Annotated in this window: 17 protein-coding genes; 7 read left to right on the top strand and 10 right to left on the bottom strand. The window is 59.7% G+C overall.

Annotation, left to right across the window (positions count from 1 at the left end; translation table 11 throughout):
• Nucleotides 1-21 precede the first annotated feature (21 nt).
• The gene (xylF, locus tag ACFVTJ_RS11220) at nt 22-1,062 is read right to left on the bottom strand and encodes a D-xylose ABC transporter substrate-binding protein (RefSeq protein WP_386907320.1); all 1,041 of its coding nucleotides are present in this window, start codon (nt 1,060-1,062) and stop codon (nt 22-24) included.
• A gap of 243 nt (nt 1,063-1,305) precedes the next feature.
• On the opposite strand from xylF, the gene ACFVTJ_RS11215 reads away from it, so the two are divergent.
• On the top strand, nt 1,306-2,538 hold the full coding sequence (locus ACFVTJ_RS11215) for an ROK family protein (RefSeq protein WP_386907318.1): 1,233 nt from the start codon (nt 1,306-1,308) through the stop codon (nt 2,536-2,538).
• A gap of 19 nt (nt 2,539-2,557) precedes the next feature.
• Here the strand turns inward: ACFVTJ_RS11215 and ACFVTJ_RS11210 are convergent, their stop codons facing one another.
• From ACFVTJ_RS11210 to ACFVTJ_RS11180, 7 genes are all read right to left on the bottom strand, one after another.
• Nucleotides 2,558-4,102 (bottom strand): glycerol-3-phosphate dehydrogenase, encoded by a 1,545-nt coding sequence (locus ACFVTJ_RS11210; RefSeq protein ID WP_386907316.1) that lies wholly within the window; start codon nt 4,100-4,102, stop codon nt 2,558-2,560.
• A 166-nt stretch (nt 4,103-4,268) separates the two neighbouring features.
• Nucleotides 4,269-4,685, bottom strand: a complete 417-nt coding sequence (gene mce, locus ACFVTJ_RS11205) for a methylmalonyl-CoA epimerase (protein WP_386907314.1) — start codon at nt 4,683-4,685, stop codon at nt 4,269-4,271.
• 13 nt (nt 4,686-4,698) lie between these two features.
• Nucleotides 4,699-6,840, bottom strand: a complete 2,142-nt coding sequence (gene scpA / locus ACFVTJ_RS11200) for a methylmalonyl-CoA mutase (RefSeq protein WP_386907312.1) — start codon at nt 6,838-6,840, stop codon at nt 4,699-4,701.
• Nucleotides 6,841-6,965: 125 nt separating this feature from the next.
• Entirely contained in the window at nt 6,966-8,969 is a 2,004-nt protein-coding gene (locus tag ACFVTJ_RS11195; RefSeq protein ID WP_386907310.1) for an acetyl-CoA carboxylase biotin carboxylase subunit, read from the bottom strand.
• A 45-nt stretch (nt 8,970-9,014) separates the two neighbouring features.
• The gene (locus tag ACFVTJ_RS11190) at nt 9,015-9,392 is read right to left on the bottom strand and encodes a hypothetical protein (protein WP_386907309.1); all 378 of its coding nucleotides are present in this window, start codon (nt 9,390-9,392) and stop codon (nt 9,015-9,017) included.
• 123 nt (nt 9,393-9,515) lie between these two features.
• The gene (gene yghU / locus ACFVTJ_RS11185; RefSeq protein ID WP_386907307.1) at nt 9,516-10,412 is read right to left on the bottom strand and encodes a glutathione-dependent disulfide-bond oxidoreductase; all 897 of its coding nucleotides are present in this window, start codon (nt 10,410-10,412) and stop codon (nt 9,516-9,518) included.
• Nucleotides 10,413-10,514: 102 nt separating this feature from the next.
• Nucleotides 10,515-12,047 (bottom strand): acyl-CoA carboxylase subunit beta, encoded by a 1,533-nt coding sequence (locus ACFVTJ_RS11180; protein WP_386907305.1) that lies wholly within the window; start codon nt 12,045-12,047, stop codon nt 10,515-10,517.
• A gap of 118 nt (nt 12,048-12,165) precedes the next feature.
• Between ACFVTJ_RS11180 and ACFVTJ_RS11175 the strand changes: the two genes are divergently transcribed.
• Nucleotides 12,166-13,584 carry a short-chain fatty acyl-CoA regulator family protein gene (locus tag ACFVTJ_RS11175; protein ID WP_386907303.1) on the top strand — a complete coding sequence of 473 codons (1,419 nt, stop codon included), beginning with the start codon at nt 12,166-12,168 and terminating at the stop codon, nt 13,582-13,584.
• A 6-nt stretch (nt 13,585-13,590) separates the two neighbouring features.
• On the opposite strand, the gene ACFVTJ_RS11170 is transcribed toward ACFVTJ_RS11175, so the two are convergent.
• On the bottom strand, nt 13,591-14,238 hold the full coding sequence (locus ACFVTJ_RS11170; protein ID WP_386907301.1) for a DNA-3-methyladenine glycosylase family protein: 648 nt from the start codon (nt 14,236-14,238) through the stop codon (nt 13,591-13,593).
• 54 nt (nt 14,239-14,292) lie between these two features.
• Between ACFVTJ_RS11170 and gluQRS the strand changes: the two genes are divergently transcribed.
• On the top strand, nt 14,293-15,192 hold the full coding sequence (gene gluQRS, locus ACFVTJ_RS11165) for a tRNA glutamyl-Q(34) synthetase GluQRS (RefSeq protein ID WP_386907299.1): 900 nt from the start codon (nt 14,293-14,295) through the stop codon (nt 15,190-15,192).
• Here gluQRS and ACFVTJ_RS11160 read toward each other — a convergent pair.
• A complete protein-coding gene (locus ACFVTJ_RS11160; RefSeq protein WP_386907297.1) occupies nt 15,160-16,077 on the bottom strand; it encodes a YihY/virulence factor BrkB family protein in 918 nt (305 codons plus the stop codon). The two genes, gluQRS and ACFVTJ_RS11160, sit on opposite strands and share 33 nt — an antisense overlap.
• A gap of 176 nt (nt 16,078-16,253) precedes the next feature.
• On the opposite strand from ACFVTJ_RS11160, the gene ACFVTJ_RS11155 reads away from it, so the two are divergent.
• From ACFVTJ_RS11155 to ACFVTJ_RS11140, 4 genes are read left to right on the top strand one after another with little or no spacing between them, the layout of a single operon-like run.
• Nucleotides 16,254-17,087: an SDR family oxidoreductase gene (locus tag ACFVTJ_RS11155; RefSeq protein WP_386907295.1), complete on the top strand. Its 834-nt coding sequence runs from the start codon at nt 16,254-16,256 to the stop codon at nt 17,085-17,087.
• A gap of 17 nt (nt 17,088-17,104) precedes the next feature.
• Nucleotides 17,105-17,302 (top strand): twin transmembrane helix small protein, encoded by a 198-nt coding sequence (locus ACFVTJ_RS11150; protein ID WP_006315578.1) that lies wholly within the window; start codon nt 17,105-17,107, stop codon nt 17,300-17,302.
• 1 nt (nt 17,303) lies between these two features.
• Nucleotides 17,304-17,882 carry a cob(I)yrinic acid a,c-diamide adenosyltransferase gene (locus ACFVTJ_RS11145; RefSeq protein ID WP_386907293.1) on the top strand — a complete coding sequence of 193 codons (579 nt, stop codon included), beginning with the start codon at nt 17,304-17,306 and terminating at the stop codon, nt 17,880-17,882.
• 24 nt (nt 17,883-17,906) lie between these two features.
• Complete coding sequence (locus ACFVTJ_RS11140; protein ID WP_386907291.1) at nt 17,907-18,680, top strand: rhomboid family intramembrane serine protease; 774 nt, start codon at nt 17,907-17,909, stop codon at nt 18,678-18,680.
• The last annotated feature ends 100 nt before the right edge of the window (nt 18,681-18,780 follow it).

Genomic DNA, 18,780 nt, shown 5'->3' with positions numbered 1-18,780 from the left:
CCAAACATCAACCTACCGGTCTCAGTTGCAGGCCTTGACGGATCCGGCCTTTACACCCTGGCAGGCCGTTTCCTTCTTGATCCAGCCGGCGTCGATGACGACGTTCAGATTGTCCTTGGTGATGGCGATCGGCTTGAGGAAGACAGATTGCATCGTCACCTTCTTCGGGCCGCCGTCAAAGGCGGTGACGCCCTTGATCTCCGTCATCTTCTTGCCACCGGCCAGCGCAAGCGCGATGCCGGCTGCTTCCTTGCCGAGTTCACGGCTGTCCTTCCAGACAGATACCGTCTGCGTGCCGAGCGCAACGCGGTTGAGCGCGGCGAAGTCCGCATCCTGACCGGACACGGGGACTGAACCTGCAAGGCCTTGCGCGGCAAGAGCGGCGATTGCGCCACCGGCCGTGCCGTCGTTCGACGCGACGACAGCATCGACCTTGTTGTTATTCTTGGTCAGGAACTGTTCCATGTTCTTCTGGGCATTTTCCGGCTTCCAGCCATCGGTATAGGCTTCGCCGACATTCTTGATCTTGCCGGCGTCGATTGCCTTCTTCAGCACTTCCTGCTGACCGGCAAAAAGGAAGTCGGCATTCGGATCGGAAGACGAACCCTTGATGAAGACGTAGTTGCCTTCCGGCTTGACCTTGAAGACTTCGGCAGCCTGCAGGCGACCGACTTCCTTATTGTCGAAGGTGATGTAGAAGGCGTTCTTGTTTTCGATCAGGCGGTCATAACCGACGACCGGAATACCCTCTGCGACAGCCTTTTCAACAGCAGGGCCAATCGCGTCGCTGTCCTGCGCCAGGATGATCAGCGCATTGGCGCCCTGGGAAATCAGCGATTCCACGTCGGTCAGCTGCTTTGCGGCAGACGATTGCGCATCGGCGGAAATGTATTTCGCACCGGCCTTGTCGAGCGCCGACTTGATGGCTGCCTCGTCCGTCTTCCAGCGTTCTTCCTGGAAATTCGACCAGGAAACGCCAACGACAAGATCAGCCGCAATAGCAGCGGTATGCAGGGAAACGAGTACGGCCGTACCCGCCAAAAGCTTGGCAAATGAATTCATGATGTCCTCCCGGTAAGGGCGCAGCCTCACACCTCCATGTGGGGGAAACGCCCGGAAAAAGCTGCCGGTCTCTGTGGTTTCACAATTTTCTCGACAGTCGAGAAAATTAATGTCAGAGATTCCCTATGCTGTCAACAACGGCTGCGGGCAGCATCCGGGTGCCTTGATCCTTTCCGTGGTATGCGCCATCAGAGGGGATAAACACGACAGGAAAAAAGCCGTTCAGGGAGCATGCCCCAGCCCATGTCCGCCATTGCAAGCACGGAACTGGTGCGCCAGAAAAACAGCCTGTCGGTGATGGCGGCGCTGCGCCTTCACGGCAGCCTGTCCCACACGGCGATGTCGTCCTTTACCGGGCTCGCCTCCGCCACCGTCTCCGTCATCACCACCGATCTGGAGCGGACCGGCCTCATCCTGCGCAAGGAACAGATCGCCGCTGCGGGCCGCGGGCGGCCGCGCATTCTCTTCGCACCTGATGGCGCCTTCTGCCACGTCGCCATCATCATCATCTCGTCCGACAGCGTGCAGTATTCGCTGGTCGATTATGCCGGCAAGCTAGTGGATCGCTTTACGGAACAGAGGATGACGACTGAGAAAGGCAGGTTCGGCGGCGCGGTCCTGGCCGGCCTTGCGAGGCTCGCCGATCGCTCGCGCATTGACCGCCACCGTATCCTGCAGGTCTCGATCAGCAGCAAGGGGTTGGTGGATGCGGCAACGGCGACGCTTCTCTGGTCGCCGGTCCTCGGAGATGAAAAGGTCGACTTCCAGCAGCTGATATCGGTGGATGGGCGCACGCGCGTGACGCTCAACAATGAAACCCTGCTTGCCGCCAAGGCGATCTGGATGCGGGAACATGCGAAAGACGAGATAGCCCCGGAAGCCCTCGTCACGCTGTCGCTCGGCCACAGCATCGGCCTCGGCATTGCCCGTTCCATAAACGGTGCAATCGAAGTCAGCGCTCCCAATTTCGGCCATATGCTGCATCTTGCCGATGGCGCTTTGTGCCGCTGCGGCACCAGAGGCTGTATCGAGGCCTATTCGGGCTTCTACGCGATCCTGCGCTCGGCTTTCGAAGCCCCGCCGCAGGCGGAGCCCGCAAAATTCGTACCGATTGCCGAGGTGGACAAGATCGCCGCCTCCGCCCGCGCCGGTGCGCGCATGGCACGTTTCGCTTTCCGCACCGCCGGACTTGCACTGGGCAACGGCCTTTCGCGCCTTTTCAGCCTGCACGGCCATATGCCGGTTTTCATCACCGGACCCGGCACACGTTACTTCGATCTTCTGGAAAGCGGCCTGCGCGACGGCCTTGCGCAATCCCAAGCCGTCCGTTTCGGCGGTATGCCAAAAATTGCCATCGCCCCCAACGAGCCTGAACTGGTGTTCGAGGGCCACATGGAACATGCGCTTTCCGCCGCTGACGATTATGTTCTGAGCGCCGAAGGCGCTCAGAAACCGATGCGGAATTCGGCGGGCTGAGAAGGCAGCCGACGGGTGTTCAGGCGCGCTGCGCCATCGCTTCCGGATTTTCTCTGACACCTGTCAGCTCGGCCACGAATTCGTCCAGCGCGGCCGCCTCGTCCTTGCTCAAACGCAGGCCCTGCTTTGTGCGGCGCCAGAGAATATCCTCGGCCGAAAAAGCCCATTCATTCTCCACCAGCCAGCGCACTTCGCACTCGTAAAGAGTGCCGCCAAAATGCCGGCCGAGGCCGGAAACATCTGTGGCGGATCCGAGCAGGGCCGCTGCCTTCGTGCCGTAGTTTTTGACGAGCCGCTCGGCATGGCGTTCATCCAGGAAGGAATAACGCGAGAGCAGCGTCTTCACCTGCGCGTCAAATCGCTGCGCACCGAAATCGCCGCCCGGCAGGTGGGATCCCGCTGTCCACGGCTTGCCCTTTTCACCGATTGCGGCACCGATTTTTTCCAGCGCATGTTCCGCCAGCCGCCGATAGGTGGTCAGCTTGCCGCCGAAGATGTTGAGGAGCGGCGCTTCGCCCTCTGCCTCCTCCACCTTCAGCACGTAATCGCGGGTGGCTTCCTGCGCTTTCGAGGCGCCATCGTCAAAGAGCGGTCGCACGCCGGAATAGGTCCAGACGATATCTTCCGGGCGCACCGGCTCGCTGAAATAGTCGCTGGCCGCATTGCAGAGATAGGAAATCTCTTCTTCGGAAATACGCACCTTGGCCGGATCGCCCTTGTAGTCGCGATCCGTGGTGCCGATCAGCGTGAAATCCCGCTCATAGGGGATGGCGAAGATGATGCGGTTATCAGGGTTCTGGAAGAAATAGGCGCGCGGATCGGAAAACTTCCGGCGCACGATGATATGGCTGCCCTGCACAAGGCGGACATTGTGGACATCGTTGCGCCCGAAGACACCGGACAGCACATTGTCCACCCAGGGGCCGGCCGCATTGACCAGCATGCGAGCCCTGTGTGTGGCCGCCCGGCCGGTTTTTTCGTCCAGTGTCTCGATGAGCCAAAGCCCGCCTTCACGCCGCGCCGAAACCACCCGCGTGCGGTTCATGATCGTTGCGCCGCGATTAGCCGCATCGCGTGCATTGAGAACGACGAAACGGGCATCATCCACCCAGCCGTCGGAATATTCGAAAGCCTTGGCGAAAACAGGCTTCAGCGGCTTGCCAGCCGGATCCTTGCGAAGATCGAGCGTGCGCGTCGGCGGCAAGAGCTTTCGGCCGCCGAGATTGTCATAAAGAAACAGGCCAAGCCGGACCATCCATGATGGACGCACGCCGCCCTTCTGCATGGGCAGAACGAAACGCATGGGCCAGATGACATGCGGCGCCATGGCCCACAGGATTTCCCGCTCCATCAGCGCCTCGCGCACCAGGCGGAATTCGTAATGTTCGAGATAACGCAAGCCACCATGAATGAGCTTGGTGGCGGCAGAAGACGTGCCGGAGGCAAAGTCGCCCTTTTCCGCAAGCGCCACTGAATACCCCCTGCCCACCGCATCGCGGGCAATGCCGCAGCCATTAATGCCGCCGCCGATGACAAAAAGATCAAAAATGTTTTCGCCGGACATGGAGCCTCCGCGACAATGCAAGGGAAAAACCCGTTATGGAAAGACAATTCAATAAAAACGAAAATAAAACGAATGTCAAAAGAAAACAAACGAACCATGAAGGCGCAAGTGAAAGCACCACCGTGAGCGTCGCTTCACATAGTCAGCCAACTAGGAGATTTATGTTTCAGCCGTGTGTCCGAGAAACCTGCTCGAGCTCGTAAAGCACCCCGCCCATATCCTTCGGATGCAGGAAAAGAACGGGATTGCCGTGCGCGCCGATCTTTGGTGTGCCATCGCCGAGAATACGGACGCCTTTTTGGATGAGGTCGTCGCGCGCCGCCAGAATATCCGACACCTCGAAGCAGAGGTGATGGGTGCCGCCGCCAGGATTGCGTTTGAGAAAAGCGGTAATCGGCGAGTTTTCCCCGAGCGGGTGAAGAAGTTCGATCTTGGTGTTCTCAGCCTGAATAAACACCACCGTCACACCATGTTCCGGCAGCGATTGCGGCTCGGAAACCCGTGCGCCGAGCGCCCTGTATCGCGAAACGGCGGCATTGAGATCAGGCACCGCAAGGGCAACGTGGTTCAATCTTCCGAACATGCTCGCCGACCCCTCACGCATTTCGCCTAATGCCCTCGAGCAAATCGAGCACCTTGTTGGCCGCATCCATGACATTGGTGCCGGGGCCGAAGATGGCCGAGACACCGTGGTCGAGCAGGAACTGATAATCCTGGCGCGGAATGACCCCACCGACAACAACGATGATGTCTTCTGCGCCCTTCTGTTTCAACGCCTCGACCAGCTGCGGCGCAAGCGTCTTGTGTCCTGCGGCGAGCGACGACATGCCGACCACATGCACCTTGTTCTCAAGGGCAAGCTCGGCTGCCTCCGCCGGGGTCTGGAACAGGGGACCGGCCAGCACGTCGAAACCGATATCGCCGAAGGCAGACGCAATGACCTTTGCGCCACGATCATGCCCGTCCTGCCCGAGCTTGGCGACCATGATACGCGGTTTGGTGCCGATCCTTTCGGCAACCCCGGAGAGACGGGTGGCAAGCGTGGCCAGCTCCGGTTCATCCTTGTAGGCCTCGCCGTAGATATCGCTCACCACCTCAGGCACGGCGGCGTGGTCGCCGAAGGCCACGCGCAACGCATCGGAAATTTCTCCCACTGTGGCGCGTGCACGAGCCGCGACAACGGCGGCTTCGAGAATATTGCCCTTGCCGCTGCGAGCCACCTCCGAGAGCGCCTGCAAAGCGGCGGTCACATCCTTGCCATCGCGGCGACGGCGCGTGTCCTCGATGCGGCGGATCTGTGCCGCACGCACCGCCGCGTTATCGATATCGAGAACATCAATATCCTCTTCCGTTTCCAGCCGGTAACGGTTGACGCCGACGATCACCTCCTCGCCCTTGTCCACCGCCGCCTGCCGGCGTGTCGCGGCCTCTTCGATCAGCCGTTTCGGCAGGCCTTCCGCCACCGCCTTGGTCATGCCGCCAAGCGTCTCGACCTCCTCGATCAACGCCCAGGCCTTCTCGGCCAGTTCATTCGTCAGGCTTTCGACATAATAGGAACCGGCCAAGGGATCGACGACCCTGGTGACGCCGGTTTCGTGCTGGAGGATAAGCTGCGTGTTGCGGGCAATACGGGCAGAAAATTCCGTCGGCAGGGCAATCGCCTCATCAAACGAATTGGTGTGCAGCGATTGCGTGCCGCCGAGCACGGCGGACATGGCCTCGAAGGCAGTGCGGACGATGTTGTTATAGGGGTCCTGCTCCTGAAGCGAGACGCCCGATGTCTGGCAATGGGTGCGCAACATCAGCGAGGACGCCTTTTGCGGCTTGAATTCCTCCATGATGCGTGACCACAGCAGGCGCGCAGCGCGCAGCTTGGCCGCTTCCATGAAGAAATTCATGCCGATGGCGAAAAAGAAAGACAGGCGGCCGGCAAAATCGTCAACATTCAGCCCCTTGGCCAGCGCCGCCCGCACATATTCACGGCCGTCCGCGAGTGTGAAGGCAAGCTCCTGCACCAGCGTCGCCCCGGCTTCCTGCATGTGATAGCCGGAAATGGAAATGGAATTGAATTTCGGCATCTCCCTCGCCGTATATTCGATGATATCGGCGATGATCCGCATCGAGGGTTCCGGCGGATAGATATAGGTGTTGCGGACCATGAACTCCTTGAGGATATCGTTCTGGATGGTGCCGGAAAGCGCTGCACGCGGAACGCCCTGTTCCTCGCCCGCAACGATGAAATTGGCAAGCACGGGAATGACCGCGCCATTCATCGTCATGGACACCGAGACCTTTTCGAGCGGGATGCCGTCGAACAGGGTTTTCATGTCCTCGACACTATCGATCGCAACGCCCGCCTTGCCGACATCGCCCTCCACGCGCGGATGGTCGCTGTCATAACCGCGATGGGTGGCGAGATCGAAGGCGACGGAAACGCCCTGCTGACCGGCGGCCAGCGCCTTGCGGTAAAAGGCATTGGAGGCTTCCGCGGTGGAAAAACCGGCATATTGACGGATGGTCCAGGGCCGTCCGGCATACATGGTGGCGCGCGGACCGCGGGTGAAAGGGGCAAATCCCGGCAGGCTGTCGAGATGGGAGATCTTCTGGAGATCGTCAGCTGTGTAAAGCGCCTTGACCTCGATACCTTCGGGCGTGTGCCAGACGAGTGTGTCCGGTGAGCGCTTCAGCTCCTTTTCAGCAAGGTGAAGCCAATCTCGCACCGTTTTTTCACCCGACATGCATCTCTCCCCTTTTGCATTTCGCTTTAGCATTCTGGCGGGTGATCATGACGAAAATCGAACGATCTACCCCGTGCCCATAAACCGCTGCGGCCCGCTTGCGTTCCGAAGAAACGGCAGCAGCGTTACTCGAACTCGAGAATGACCTCGTCCACCGCGAGGCTGTCGCCCGGTTTTGCCGCCACTCTCACAACACGGCCGCGTTTTTCCGCGCGCAGGATGTTTTCCATCTTCATGGCCTCCACCGTCGCCAGCGCCTGCCCGGCCTCCACCTCGTCACCCTCACCCACCGAGATACCGGTAATGACACCGGGCATGGGGCAGAGCAGCAGTTTCGAGGTATCCGGCGGTAGTTTTTCCGGCATCAGCAGCGCGAGCTCCGCCACGCGCGGGCTGCGCACGCGGGCGAGAACATCCATGCCGCGCCAGCGCAGGCGAACCGCAGCACCCGCAAGATCGACCTTGGCGGCGATGACCTCGCCCGCCACCGTGAACAGGCCAAGGCTTTGGCCGGGACGCCAGCCGGTATCGATGGTCAGCGCCATCCCATCCTCAAAACGGACCGCCGTACCATCCGCACCGGTTTCGACGCTGACCCCATGGCGGAACGCCCCAAACGAAACCACCCAGTCACCACCGACGATGCGGCGGTGATTGCCGATGGTGCCGGAAATCTCCACCGCGCGGTTCTGCAGGCGCTGATTGATGATGGCGGCAATGGCGGAAAGCTTGCGCGCGGCGGCCTCATCCGGCTCGACGCCGGAAAAGCCTTCCGGGAACTCTTCCGCAATAAAGCCCGTCGTCAGCCTGCCAGAGCGAAAGCGCTCATGCTGCATGACGGCGGAGAGAAACGGCAGATTGTGGCCAATGCCTTCAACCTCAAAACGATCCAATGCCTCTCCCATGGCATGGATGGCGGTCGTCCGATCCTTGCCCCAGCTGCACAGCTTGGCGATCATCGGATCGTAATACATCGAAATTTCGCCGCCTTCGAAAACACCGGTATCGTTGCGGATGACCGTTCCGTTCTCCTGCGCACCTTCCTGCGGCGGGCGATAACGCGTCAGCCGGCCAATCGAGGGCAGGAAGTTGCGATAGGGGTCTTCGGCATAAAGCCGGCTTTCGATCGCCCAACCGTTCAGCTTCACATCCGCCTGTCCGAAGGACAGTTTTTCACCCGAGGCCACACGGATCATCTGTTCTACCAGATCGACGCCCGTGACCAGTTCCGTCACCGGATGTTCCACCTGCAAACGGGTGTTCATTTCGAGGAAATAGAAGTTGCGTTCGCCATCGACGATGAATTCCACCGTGCCAGCCGAATGGTAGCCGACGGCGCTCGCCAGCGCCACGGCCTGCTCGCCCATGGCATGCCGAGTCGCTTCATCCAGAAAGGGCGACGGCGCTTCCTCGATGACTTTCTGGTTGCGCCGCTGGATCGAGCATTCGCGCTCCCCGAGATAAAGGATATTCCCGTGCTTGTCGCCTAGCACCTGAATTTCGATATGGCGCGGCTGGGTGACGAATTTTTCGATGAAGATGCGATCGTCACCAAAAGAGGATTTCGCTTCGTTTTTGGAGGACTGAAATCCCTCGCGCGCTTCGGCATCATTAAATGCGATGCGCATACCCTTGCCACCGCCACCGGCAGAAGCCTTGATCATGACGGGATACCCAATCTGGGACGCGATCTTGACCGCCTCATCCGCATCCTCGATCAGCCCCATATGGCCGGGAACGGTGGAAACGCCGGCTTTCGCCGCCAGTTTCTTGGAGGTGATCTTGTCACCCATGGCCTCGATCGCGCCGACGGGCGGACCGATAAAAACGACACCCGCCTTTTCCAGCGCCTGCGCAAAGGCAGCGTTTTCCGACAGGAAGCCGTAGCCCGGATGGACCGCATCCGCCCCGGTCGTCTTGATCGCCTCAAGGATCTTGTCGATGACGATATAGGACTGTGACGAGGGTGCCGGGCCGATATGAACGGCCTCATCTGCTTGTCTCACATGCAGCGCATTGGCATCGGCATCCGAATAAACCGCAACGGTGGCGATGCCCATCTTCTTCGCCGTCTTGATGACCCGGCAGGCGATCTCGCCGCGATTGGCGATGAGGATTTTCTTGATCATGCGGTTGTTGCCCCTCTTCCCTCAGCACAAACCCTTAATACGTCCTCAGATCTCGAAGAAATTCTCGAAGGACTCCGGGAAACTCTGCCGGGCGACGCGTTCGTCTATGACGAGCATCGCCTGATAGGAAACAGGGTCGAAATTCTTCTCCGCCGGCACCACCTCGCGGCCGAAAAGCAGGTTGAGGCGGGCGGCATCGAGATTGCCGCGCTCGAAGGGCTCGGCACCGAAATGGTGCCAGAGCGAGTGCAGAAAGGCAGCATCGATGCGATGCTCCTTGGAATCGTCGCGCGCCCTGCGAGGTATCATCTTGATAGGCGTGACCCCCTTGGGATTGGCGCGGCGGATGGTGAACTGGACGCCCGTGCTTGGCATGCCGGAGGGAAACCCCTTGTGTTTGGTCATTTCGGGCAGGTTCGCCATTTTTTGTCCTTCGAAAAGCATTTCCAGTAAAAGCGGGTTCGCCTTTACCTGCGGACAATGCGTAGTTCAAATAATTAGAGCGCTTTCATGGTCCATTAAAACCAGAAGCGCTCTAGTCTTTCATTATGCCTTGCCGATCTTGTCCTGCGTCTTCGTGTCGAAGTCGGAGGCGTCGTGGCGTTCATGCAATTGTTCGGACGGATCGCCGGAGGTCTTGTTGACGATCACGCCGCGTTTGACAGCAGGGCGTCCGCCGATTTCCAGCGTCCAGCGCATGACGTTCTTGTAGCCATCGGCTTCAAGGAAAGCACCCGCATCGCCATAGGCCTGACCCAGCGCGATTTTGCCATACCACGGCCACACGGCCATGTCGGCAATCGTATATTCCGATCCGGCGAGATAACGATTCTCAGCAAGATGACGATCCAGCACATCAAGCTGCCGTTTGACTTCCATGGCGTAACGGTCGATCGCATATTTGATCTTGATCGGCGCGTAGGCATAAAAATGGCCGAAACCACCGCCGAGGAAGGGGGCAGAGCCCATCTGCCAGAACAGCCAGTTCAGCGCCTGCGTGCGTGCATTGCCCTCTTTCGGCAGGAAAGCGCCGAATTTTTCCGCGAGGTAAACGAGGATGGAGCCGCTTTCAAAGACCCGCGTCGGTTCAGGGGTCGAATGATCCATCAGCGCCGGGATCTTGGAATTCGGATTGACACCGACGAAACCGGAACCGAACTGGTCGCCTTCGCCGATCTTGATCAGCCAGGCATCATAGTCTGCCCCCTTGTGGCCGGCAGCCAGCAATTCTTCCAGCATGATGGTGACCTTCTGGCCATTCGGCGTCGCCAGCGAATAAAGCTGCAGCGGATGCTTGCCGACGGGAAGTTCCTTTTCATGGGTCGGGCCGGCGATAGGCCGGTTGATATTGGCGAACTGGCCGCCATTGCCCTTTTCCCAGGTCCAGACCTTGGGCGGTTCATATCCGGCGGGGAAATTATCAGCAGAGGAATTTTCGGCCATGAAAATGGGTCCTTGTGCGTTTCGGGAAGACATCCGGACATCCGGGCGCCTGAACATCCATATAGTAAGGTGGCCGAAGCATTTTTCCAGCCCTTCAGCAGATCAGAGCGGGATGGTGTCGTGTTTCTTCCAGCGGGTTTCCACGTTCTTGTTGCGCAGGGACGCAAACGCGCGCGCGATGCGGCGACGCGAGGAATGCGGCATGATGACCTCATCGATAAATCCGCGCTCCGCCGCGACGAAGGGATTGGCGAAACGCTCCTCATATTCTCTTGTGCGCGCGGCGATCTTTTCTGGATCGGAAAGCTCGGAACGATAGAGAATTTCCGCCGCTCCCTTCGCGCCCATGACCGCGATTTCCGCCGTCGGCCAGGCGTAATTCACGTCCGCGCCGATATGTTTGGAGGCCATCACGTCATAAGCACCGCCATAGGCCTTGCGGGTAATCAGCGTCACCATCGGCACCGTCGCCTCGGAATAGGCGAAGAGAAGTTTCGCGCCGTGCTTGATGACGCCGCCATATTCCTGCGCGGTTCCCGGCAGGAAGCCCGGCACATCCACCAGCGTCAGCAGCGGAATATTGAAGGCATCGCAGAAGCGCACGAAACGGGCGGCCTTGCGCGAACTGTCGATATCGAGGCAGCCGGCCAGGACCATCGGCTGGTTGGCGACGACGCCGACCGTCTGGCCTTCGAGACGGATGAAGCCGGTGATGATGTTTCGGGCGAAGGCCTCCTGCAACTCGAAGAAATCTCCCTCGTCTGCCAGCGCGTGGATCAGCTCCTTCATGTCATAGGGCTTGTTGGAACTGTCGGGGATCAGCGTATCGAGCCGCGATTCCAGCCGCGCCGGGTCGTCGTGGAACGGCCGCACCGGCGGCTTTTCGCGATTGTTGAGCGGCAGGAAATCGAACAGCAGCCGCAAATGTTCCAGCGTCTCGATGTCGTTTTCGTAAGCGCCATCGGCAACGGAGGATTTTTTTGTATGGGTGGAGGCCCCGCCAAGTTCTTCGGCGGTGACGATCTCGTTCGTCACCGTCTTCACCACATCCGGCCCTGTCACGAACATGTAGGAGGTATCGCGCACCATGAAGATGAAATCGGTCATGGCAGGCGAATAAACCGCACCACCCGCACAAGGCCCCATGATGACGGAGATTTGCGGCACGACGCCGGAGGCGACGACATTGCGCTTGAAGACATCGGCATAACCGCCAAGCGAGGCCACGCCCTCCTGAATACGCGCGCCGCCGCTGTCGTTGAGCCCGATAACAGGCGCGCCGTTGCGGACCGCCATATCCATGATCTTGCAGATTTTCTGCGCGTGGGTTTCCGAGAGCGAGCCGCCGAGCACGGTAAAATCCTGCGAAAACACATAGACCTGCCGGCCATTGATGGTGCCCCAGCCGGTCACGACGCCGTCGCCCGCCACCTTCTGCTCCGCCATGCCGAAATCCACCGCCCGGTGGGTGACATACATGTCGTATTCCTCAAAGGAACCTTCATCCAGGAGCACGTCGATGCGCTCGCGTGCCGTCAGCTTGCCCTTGGCATGCTGCGCATCGATGCGCTTGACGCCGCCGCCGAGCCGCGCCTCTTGTCGCCGCGTTTCCAATTGCTCCAGAATGCCGGGCATGTTTCCTCCATGCGTTTCCTCAAAATCAATAGCTTAGAAAACATTCGCCTAGAAGCCTTGATCGTGCGCGTATGCGTGCCATAAATATTTGCAATATTTAATTTTGCAAAGTTGCAACATGGCGACAGAAAAACTCTTCATCGGCCGCAAGGTGCGCGGCCTTCGCGAAAATGTCCGCGCGACGCAGGCGCAATTTGCCGAACGGCTGGGCATCTCCGCGAGTTACCTGAACCAGATCGAAAACAACCAGCGCCCCGTTTCGGCCAGCGTTCTGGTGACGCTGGTGGAAAAATTTCAGCTCGACATGGCGGAACTGGCGACGGGCGAAAGCGACCGGCTGGTTTCCGCCCTGCGCGAGGCTCTAAAGGACCCGCTGTTCATGAATTACGAACCGGGGCTTCAGGAGTTGAAGCTGATTGCCCAGAATGCACCGGGTTTTGCCCATGCGCTGCTTCGCGCCCACCAGGCCTATCGCCAGAACAGCGAACAGCTGGTGCAACTGGATGACCGGCTGGGCCGCGGCACCGCGCAGGTGGAAAGGACCCCCTATGAGGAGGTGCGAGACTTCTTCCACTTTGTCGACAATTACGTTGCCGAGATCGACCTTCTGGCCGAGGAGCTGGCGCAGAAACTGGAGATCGAGGGAGGCGAGACCGACGGCATTCTGGCAGCGCATCTCAGGAACCGTTACGGCATCCATATCACAAGAACCGAGGCGGCGGGCGGGCTGATCCGGCACTTCGATCCTGTCGGCAAAACGCTCGCCCTCAGCTCCTACATCGCCGCATCTACCCGCTGTTTTCAGCTTGCATTGCAGATCGCCCAGCTTCACGCCGGCGCGACGGTGGACAGGGTGTTGGCCGGCGCCGGTTTCCGCAACACGGAAGCGGCCGAAATCTGTCGTATCGGACTGCACAATTATTTCGCCGCAGCGCTCATCCTGCCCTACGGGCAGTTTCACCGGGCGGCGCAGGAGCTACGCCACGATCTCGAACTTCTGGCCGTGCGTTTCGGCGCGAGCCTTGAGCAGGTGGCCCACCGGCTGAGCACCCTGCAGCGCCCGGGCATGAAAGGCGTACCGATCTTTTTCGCCAAGATCGACCGCGCCGGCAACATCACCAAACGCCACAGCGCCACGCGGCTGCAATTTGCCCGTTTTGGCGCGGCCTGTCCGCTGTGGAATATCCATCAGGCTTTCGAAAGCTCCGACAGGATCGTGCGGCAGCTGGCGGAAACGCCCGACGGCGTGCGCTATCTTTCCATCGCCACCCAGATCGAAAAGGCCGGCGCCGGTTTCAATACGGAAAGGCCGCGTTACGCCATCGCACTTGGTTGCGAAATTTCCCATGCGCAGAATTTCGTCTATGCCGATACGCTCGATCTCGGCAATGCGGCCTCCTTCAAACCCATCGGTATTTCCTGTCGGGTTTGCGAAAGGGTGGATTGTGTGCAGCGCGCCGTGCCGCCGCTCAAACGCAAGCTGCATTTCGATCATCTTTCGCGCGGTGCTCTGCCCTACAGTATCGCCGATTTTTAACCCCGCTCAGGGCAGCGGCACCATGGCGCGACGCATGATGTTTGCATAATAGCCCCAGAAAAGCCGGGCGGCCACGGAGCGCCACGGCGACCAAAGTGTCGCCCGCTCAGCCAGCCACTTCGCTTCCGGCCTCACCTCCAGGGCAAGCGCATGCGCCACTGCCGATCGCAGCGCCACATCGCCGACAGGAAAGATATCCGGATGCCCACCGCAGAACATCAGATAGACCTCCGCCGTCCATGGGCCTATGCCACGAAGCGCCACGAGTTCGGAAAGGGCTGCACTCCCCTCCTTGCGCACCACGCCATCAAGATCGACCTTTCCTTCGACGACGGCGCGGGCCAGCCCTTCCAGCGTCGTCGCCTTGGCTCTGGAAAGGCCGAATGTGGCGCGCAATTCTTCGGGCGCGGCCAGATAATTCTCCGCCGTGACCGCGCCGCCGGTGCCGGCGATGATTCGCCCCCAGATGGCATTGGCGCTGGCGCGCGACACCATCTGCGACACGACGATATGGGCAAGGCCGGCAAAGCCGGGCTCGTGAATGCGCAGTTCCAGCGGACCGGCTATTTCAATGACGGGTCGAAGCGCCGGATCGAGGCGGGCGAGATGCTCCAGCCCTTCGCTGATGTCATCCATTCCAGTAATGATTGTCATCTTCGCATTCCATACCCACCCCACCCGCAGCCGGCTAGCGGGGTGCTTTAAAACATGGCAGAAGAAACCATGCCTTCGCCTTCCCGTCAAAAACCTCTTTACCGTTTTGCGCCAAGCCCCAATGGCCTGCTTCATCTTGGCCACGCGCTTTCCGCCTTCCTGAACCATGATATGGCGCGGGACAATGGCGGTCGTTTTCTGCTGCGTATCGAGGATATCGACCAGACCCGCTGCACAGCGGAACTGGAGCAGGCGATCTATGATGATCTCGGCTGGTTGGGACTCGTTTGGGAAGAGCCTGTCAGGCGACAATCGGACCATTTCGACATCTATCGGGTGGCGCTGGACAGGTTGATCGATACGGGCCTTGCCTATCCGGCTTTTCTCAGCCGCGGAGAAACCAGGGCGATCGTAAAGGCCTTCGAGGCCGATGGCGGGCTCTGGCCGCGCGATCCGGATGGCGCACCGCTTTATCCGGTCATCGACCGGAAGAGGTCTGAGGCGGAGCGCGCATCGCTCCTTGCATCCGGCCGGCCGTACGCATGGCGGCTCGACATGGAGAAGGCGATCCGCGCCGTCGGCAGGCCCCTGTTCTGGCAGGAGAGCGGCGATGGCGAGACGGGACGGATCGAGGCCCTTCCCGCACTCTGGGGCGATGTGGTGCTGTCGCGTTCCGACGCGCCCTCAAGCTATCATCTTTCCGTCGTGGTGGATGATGCGCTACAGGGCATCACCCATGTGGTGCGCGGCATGGATCTGTTCCACGCAACTGCCATCCACCGGCTGCTGCAGCATCTGCTGGACCTGCCGCAACCCATCTATCACCATCACCGGCTGATTTTGGGCACGGACGGGCGCAAGCTTTCGAAAAGCGAAGGCAGTACCGGGCTTTCCGCCCTTCGCGCCGAAGGAGCGACGCCCTCAGATATCCGCAGGCTTGTCGGCCTCCTCTAGCGCCTGTTCCCGGCGCGCGCCGCTACCGCCGATGTTGCGGCGAATGATCTGTCGCACTTTGTATTTCATCAGGGCCGCATTCACCTCCGCACCGAGCATGAAGATGACGCCGACCATATAAAGAAACACCAGAACCACCATGACAGAGGCGAGACCGGCATAGGTGGCGGCATAATTGGCAAAGGTCGAGAGGTAATAGGCGAAAATCGCCGCGCCGATGACCCAGAAGAGCAGGGTGAACAGAATTCCCGGCCAGACGTCCCAGATGCGCCGCTTGCCGGCGGGCAGCCACAGATGCGCCGCCACCAGCCCAGCGGTCAGAACCACGATTGTGCCATATAGACCGAGGCTGGAGACGGTGTTCAATATATCCGTCAACCACGGAAAGCGCTGCTCGGCAAAGGAAGTAGCGACCGGTACGGCAACCAGCACAATGCTGATGCCGGTGAAGACCACCACCGCAATCAGCACATACAGCAGGCTGAGCAGACGGGTGACATACCACCAGCGCGTTTCGGTGACACGATAGGCGCGGTTGAGCGAAATTCGCAGCGCCTCGACACCGTTGGACGCAAAATAGGCCGCGGCCAGCACTGAAATCGTCAGCAGCCCGCCGCGCGGAATGGTCAGCACCTGCTGCACCTGCGCCGCCAGCGGCCCAGCGATCGCCGCTGGCCAGGTGTCGAAAATCAGATGCACTGCTGTTTCAGAAAACTGGTCGGCGCCGAGAAAACCGGCGAGCGCCGTGCCGAAGATAAGAAACGGAAACAGAGCCAATAGAATGGAAAGCGCCATATGACTCGCCATCGCCCAGCCGTCATCCTCGGCAAAATGGGAATAGGCATCGAAGGCAACCTTGCCTGCCAGGCGCACTGCGGCAACCATGTCGCCTCCATTCATCGGCATTTCATTTGTAACTTCGCCCCGAATATGGGAAATCAGCTTCGCTTTGTACAGCGCGCAAGGCCGGCTTTCGGTTCCATTTCCGAAAAGGATTTCGCGCAATTTAATTTTGTGAATCTGAGCGCACCTTGGCGCAAAGACCATTGGCGGGGCGGAACATGTCTGAAAGACCGGTCATCATCATCACCGGCTGTTCCTCTGGCATCGGCGCTCATTGCGCCGGCGCGCTTCACAGGGATGGCTGGCGGGTTTTTGCTACCGTGCGCCGCATCGCTGACATGGCGGCACTCGAAAATCAGGGCATCGAAACCCTGATCATGGATTACACCAAGCCCGAAACCATTGCCGCGCTGGTGGACACTGTTGCCGCCCGGACCGGCGGCCGTATCGATGCGCTTTTCAATAATGGCGCCTATGGCCAGCCGGGCGCGGTGGAAGACCTGCCCGTCGAAGCGCTGAGAGCCCAGTTCGAAACCAATGTCTTCGGCTGGCACGATCTCACACGGCGGGTCATTCCCTTCATGCGCGCTCGCGGCACCGGCCGCATCGTGCATTGCTCCTCCATTCTCGGCCTCGTGCCCTATCGATATCGTGGCGCCTACACCGCATCGAAATTTGCGATCGAAGGGCTCGGCGTCACCTTGCGCATGGAGCTTCAGGGCAGCGGCATTCATGTGAGCCTGATCGAACCAGGTCCGATTACCTCAAAATTCACCGCGACGGCACTTGCCCATGTCAAGGACAAGATCGACCTCGAAAATTCGGCCCATGCAGCGGAATATAAACGTCAGTTGGCCCGCATGGATGGCTCAGGCCCCGTCAACCGCCACAAGCTTGGCCCCGATGCCGTTTATGCCGTGCTGAAACATGCCCTGACCGCAGCCGCGCCGAAACCGCATTATCCCGTCACCGTTCCAGCCAAACAGGGTCTTATCCTCAAACGGCTCTTGCCTGCCGGACTGTTCTATCGTCTGCTGCGCAGATTCGATTGAGGAGGAGTAACCCCTAAATGTCCGGCTTCACCACTGTTCTGGCCCTTATTGCCATGGGCCTCGTCGTCATCGTGCTGATACGCGGCCTCTTCAACATGCTGAAGGGACAGGACGCCAACCGTTCCAACAAGCTGATGCAGCTTCGCCTGCTGCTACAGGCCATCGCCATCGTGCTGATCATGCTCACCCTCTGGCTCACGGGCGGCGGCCGCTGACATGGTGAAGCTGAACAAGATCTATACCCGCACCGGCGACAAAGGCACGACGGCGCTGGTCTCCGGCCCGCGCCGCCTGAAGCACGATCTTCGCGTCGAGGCATATGGCACGGTCGACGAGACCAATTCGGCCATCGGCGTCGCACGGCTTCATACCGGTGGACTGGAGACGTTGGATGCCATGCTGTTCCGCATCCAGAACGATCTTTTCGATCTCGGCGCCGATCTCGCCACGCCTGATAATGGCGAACCGCTTTCCTATGAACCGCTGCGCATCGTCGAAAGCCAGGTCACCCGGCTGGAAAACGAAATCGACGAACTCAACGCGTCGCTTGAGCCCCTCACCTCCTTCGTGCTGCCGGGCGGCAGCGCGGCAGCGGCCAATCTGCATATGGCGCGCACCGTCTGCCGGCGAGCGGAAAGATTGATGGTGGCGCTTTCAGTCACTGAGAACGAGATCGTCAGCCCGGCGGCCATCAAATACGTCAACCGCCTGTCCGACTTCCTGTTCGTTGCCGCCCGTTTCGCCAATGACATGGGCAAGGCCGACATTTTGTGGGTTCCCGGCAAAAACCGCTGACAACGTTCAATAAAAGGGCATTCGATGTTCATACCCCTGCACGATGCGAATTCCCTCAAACATATCCGGCTGCAATACGTCACGATCGGTCTGATCGTGGTCAATGTACTGGTCTGGCTGTTTACCGGCGTGCTTGCCAGCGATACGCAGGCCAATGCCGCAGCCCTCGGCCTCGGCTTCATTCCGGCAGTCGTGTTCGATTATGCCTATCTGGAACCGGCCCTGCAGGTCGTGCCTGATGACCTCACCGTTGTCACCTATGCGTTCCTGCATCTCGATTTCTGGCATCTCGCCGGCAACATGTTGTTTCTCTGGGTCTTCGGCGACAATGTCGAAGATGCGCTCGGCCATTTCCGATTCCTGATCTTCTATCTTGTCTGCGCGATTGCCGGTGCCCTGTTTCACGGCTTTGTTGCCCCCACCTCCGAAGGGCCGCTGATCGGCGCCTCGGGTGCGGTTTCCGGTGTGGTTGCAGCCTATTTCCTGCTGCATCCCAGGGTGCGTGTCTGGGTACTGGTTTTGATGCGCATTCCGCTTCCCCTGCCCGCATTCATTCCGCTGGCGCTGTGGATCGGCCAGCAATTTATGATGCTGGCGCTGGGGCTGGAGGAAAACGTCTCCTGGGGTGCGCATGTCGGCGGAATATTGGCAGGTGCCATCATGGTGGTTTTTATGCGCAGGCGAGGCGTGCCACTGTTTGACCGCACGATTGTTCCGCCGAGGGCGGCGCAATTCAAGAATACGTCGCAAACGGCAGGGTTGTCGCAAATCGAAGGGGGCTATGACGGGGGTAGATGAGACGTCTCGTCGGAGATAGAGTATTTACGTTAACGTCAACGTAAGATATGCCTTACGTGCATGTGATAATGAAGATTGCTCCGTTGTATTTGCGGGAAAA

The organism is Agrobacterium sp. NPDC058088, from assembly GCF_042885035.1.
GTDB lineage: Bacteria > Pseudomonadota > Alphaproteobacteria > Rhizobiales > Rhizobiaceae > Agrobacterium.
Note: the sequence above shows the minus strand (reverse complement) of the source record. Positions and strands in the feature narration are given on the sequence as shown.

Excerpts from the sequence above, each read along its gene's own strand:
- xylF (WP_386907320.1), bottom strand. The coding sequence starts at position 1,062 with ATGAATTCATTTGCCAAGCTTTTGGCGGGTACGGCCGTACTCGTTTCC.
- ACFVTJ_RS11215 (WP_386907318.1), top strand. The coding sequence starts at position 1,306 with ATGTCCGCCATTGCAAGCACGGAACTGGTGCGCCAGAAAAACAGCCTG.
- ACFVTJ_RS11210 (WP_386907316.1), bottom strand. The coding sequence starts at position 4,102 with ATGTCCGGCGAAAACATTTTTGATCTTTTTGTCATCGGCGGCGGCATT.
- mce (WP_386907314.1), bottom strand. The coding sequence starts at position 4,685 with ATGTTCGGAAGATTGAACCACGTTGCCCTTGCGGTGCCTGATCTCAAT.
- scpA (WP_386907312.1), bottom strand. The coding sequence starts at position 6,840 with ATGTCGGGTGAAAAAACGGTGCGAGATTGGCTTCACCTTGCTGAAAAG.
- ACFVTJ_RS11195 (WP_386907310.1), bottom strand. The coding sequence starts at position 8,969 with ATGATCAAGAAAATCCTCATCGCCAATCGCGGCGAGATCGCCTGCCGG.
- ACFVTJ_RS11190 (WP_386907309.1), bottom strand. The coding sequence starts at position 9,392 with ATGGCGAACCTGCCCGAAATGACCAAACACAAGGGGTTTCCCTCCGGC.
- yghU (WP_386907307.1), bottom strand. The coding sequence starts at position 10,412 with ATGGCCGAAAATTCCTCTGCTGATAATTTCCCCGCCGGATATGAACCG.
- ACFVTJ_RS11180 (WP_386907305.1), bottom strand. The coding sequence starts at position 12,047 with ATGCCCGGCATTCTGGAGCAATTGGAAACGCGGCGACAAGAGGCGCGG.
- ACFVTJ_RS11175 (WP_386907303.1), top strand. The coding sequence starts at position 12,166 with ATGGCGACAGAAAAACTCTTCATCGGCCGCAAGGTGCGCGGCCTTCGC.
- ACFVTJ_RS11170 (WP_386907301.1), bottom strand. The coding sequence starts at position 14,238 with ATGACAATCATTACTGGAATGGATGACATCAGCGAAGGGCTGGAGCAT.
- gluQRS (WP_386907299.1), top strand. The coding sequence starts at position 14,293 with ATGGCAGAAGAAACCATGCCTTCGCCTTCCCGTCAAAAACCTCTTTAC.
- ACFVTJ_RS11160 (WP_386907297.1), bottom strand. The coding sequence starts at position 16,077 with ATGGTTGCCGCAGTGCGCCTGGCAGGCAAGGTTGCCTTCGATGCCTAT.
- ACFVTJ_RS11155 (WP_386907295.1), top strand. The coding sequence starts at position 16,254 with ATGTCTGAAAGACCGGTCATCATCATCACCGGCTGTTCCTCTGGCATC.
- ACFVTJ_RS11150 (WP_006315578.1), top strand. The coding sequence starts at position 17,105 with ATGTCCGGCTTCACCACTGTTCTGGCCCTTATTGCCATGGGCCTCGTC.
- ACFVTJ_RS11145 (WP_386907293.1), top strand. The coding sequence starts at position 17,304 with ATGGTGAAGCTGAACAAGATCTATACCCGCACCGGCGACAAAGGCACG.
- ACFVTJ_RS11140 (WP_386907291.1), top strand. The coding sequence starts at position 17,907 with ATGTTCATACCCCTGCACGATGCGAATTCCCTCAAACATATCCGGCTG.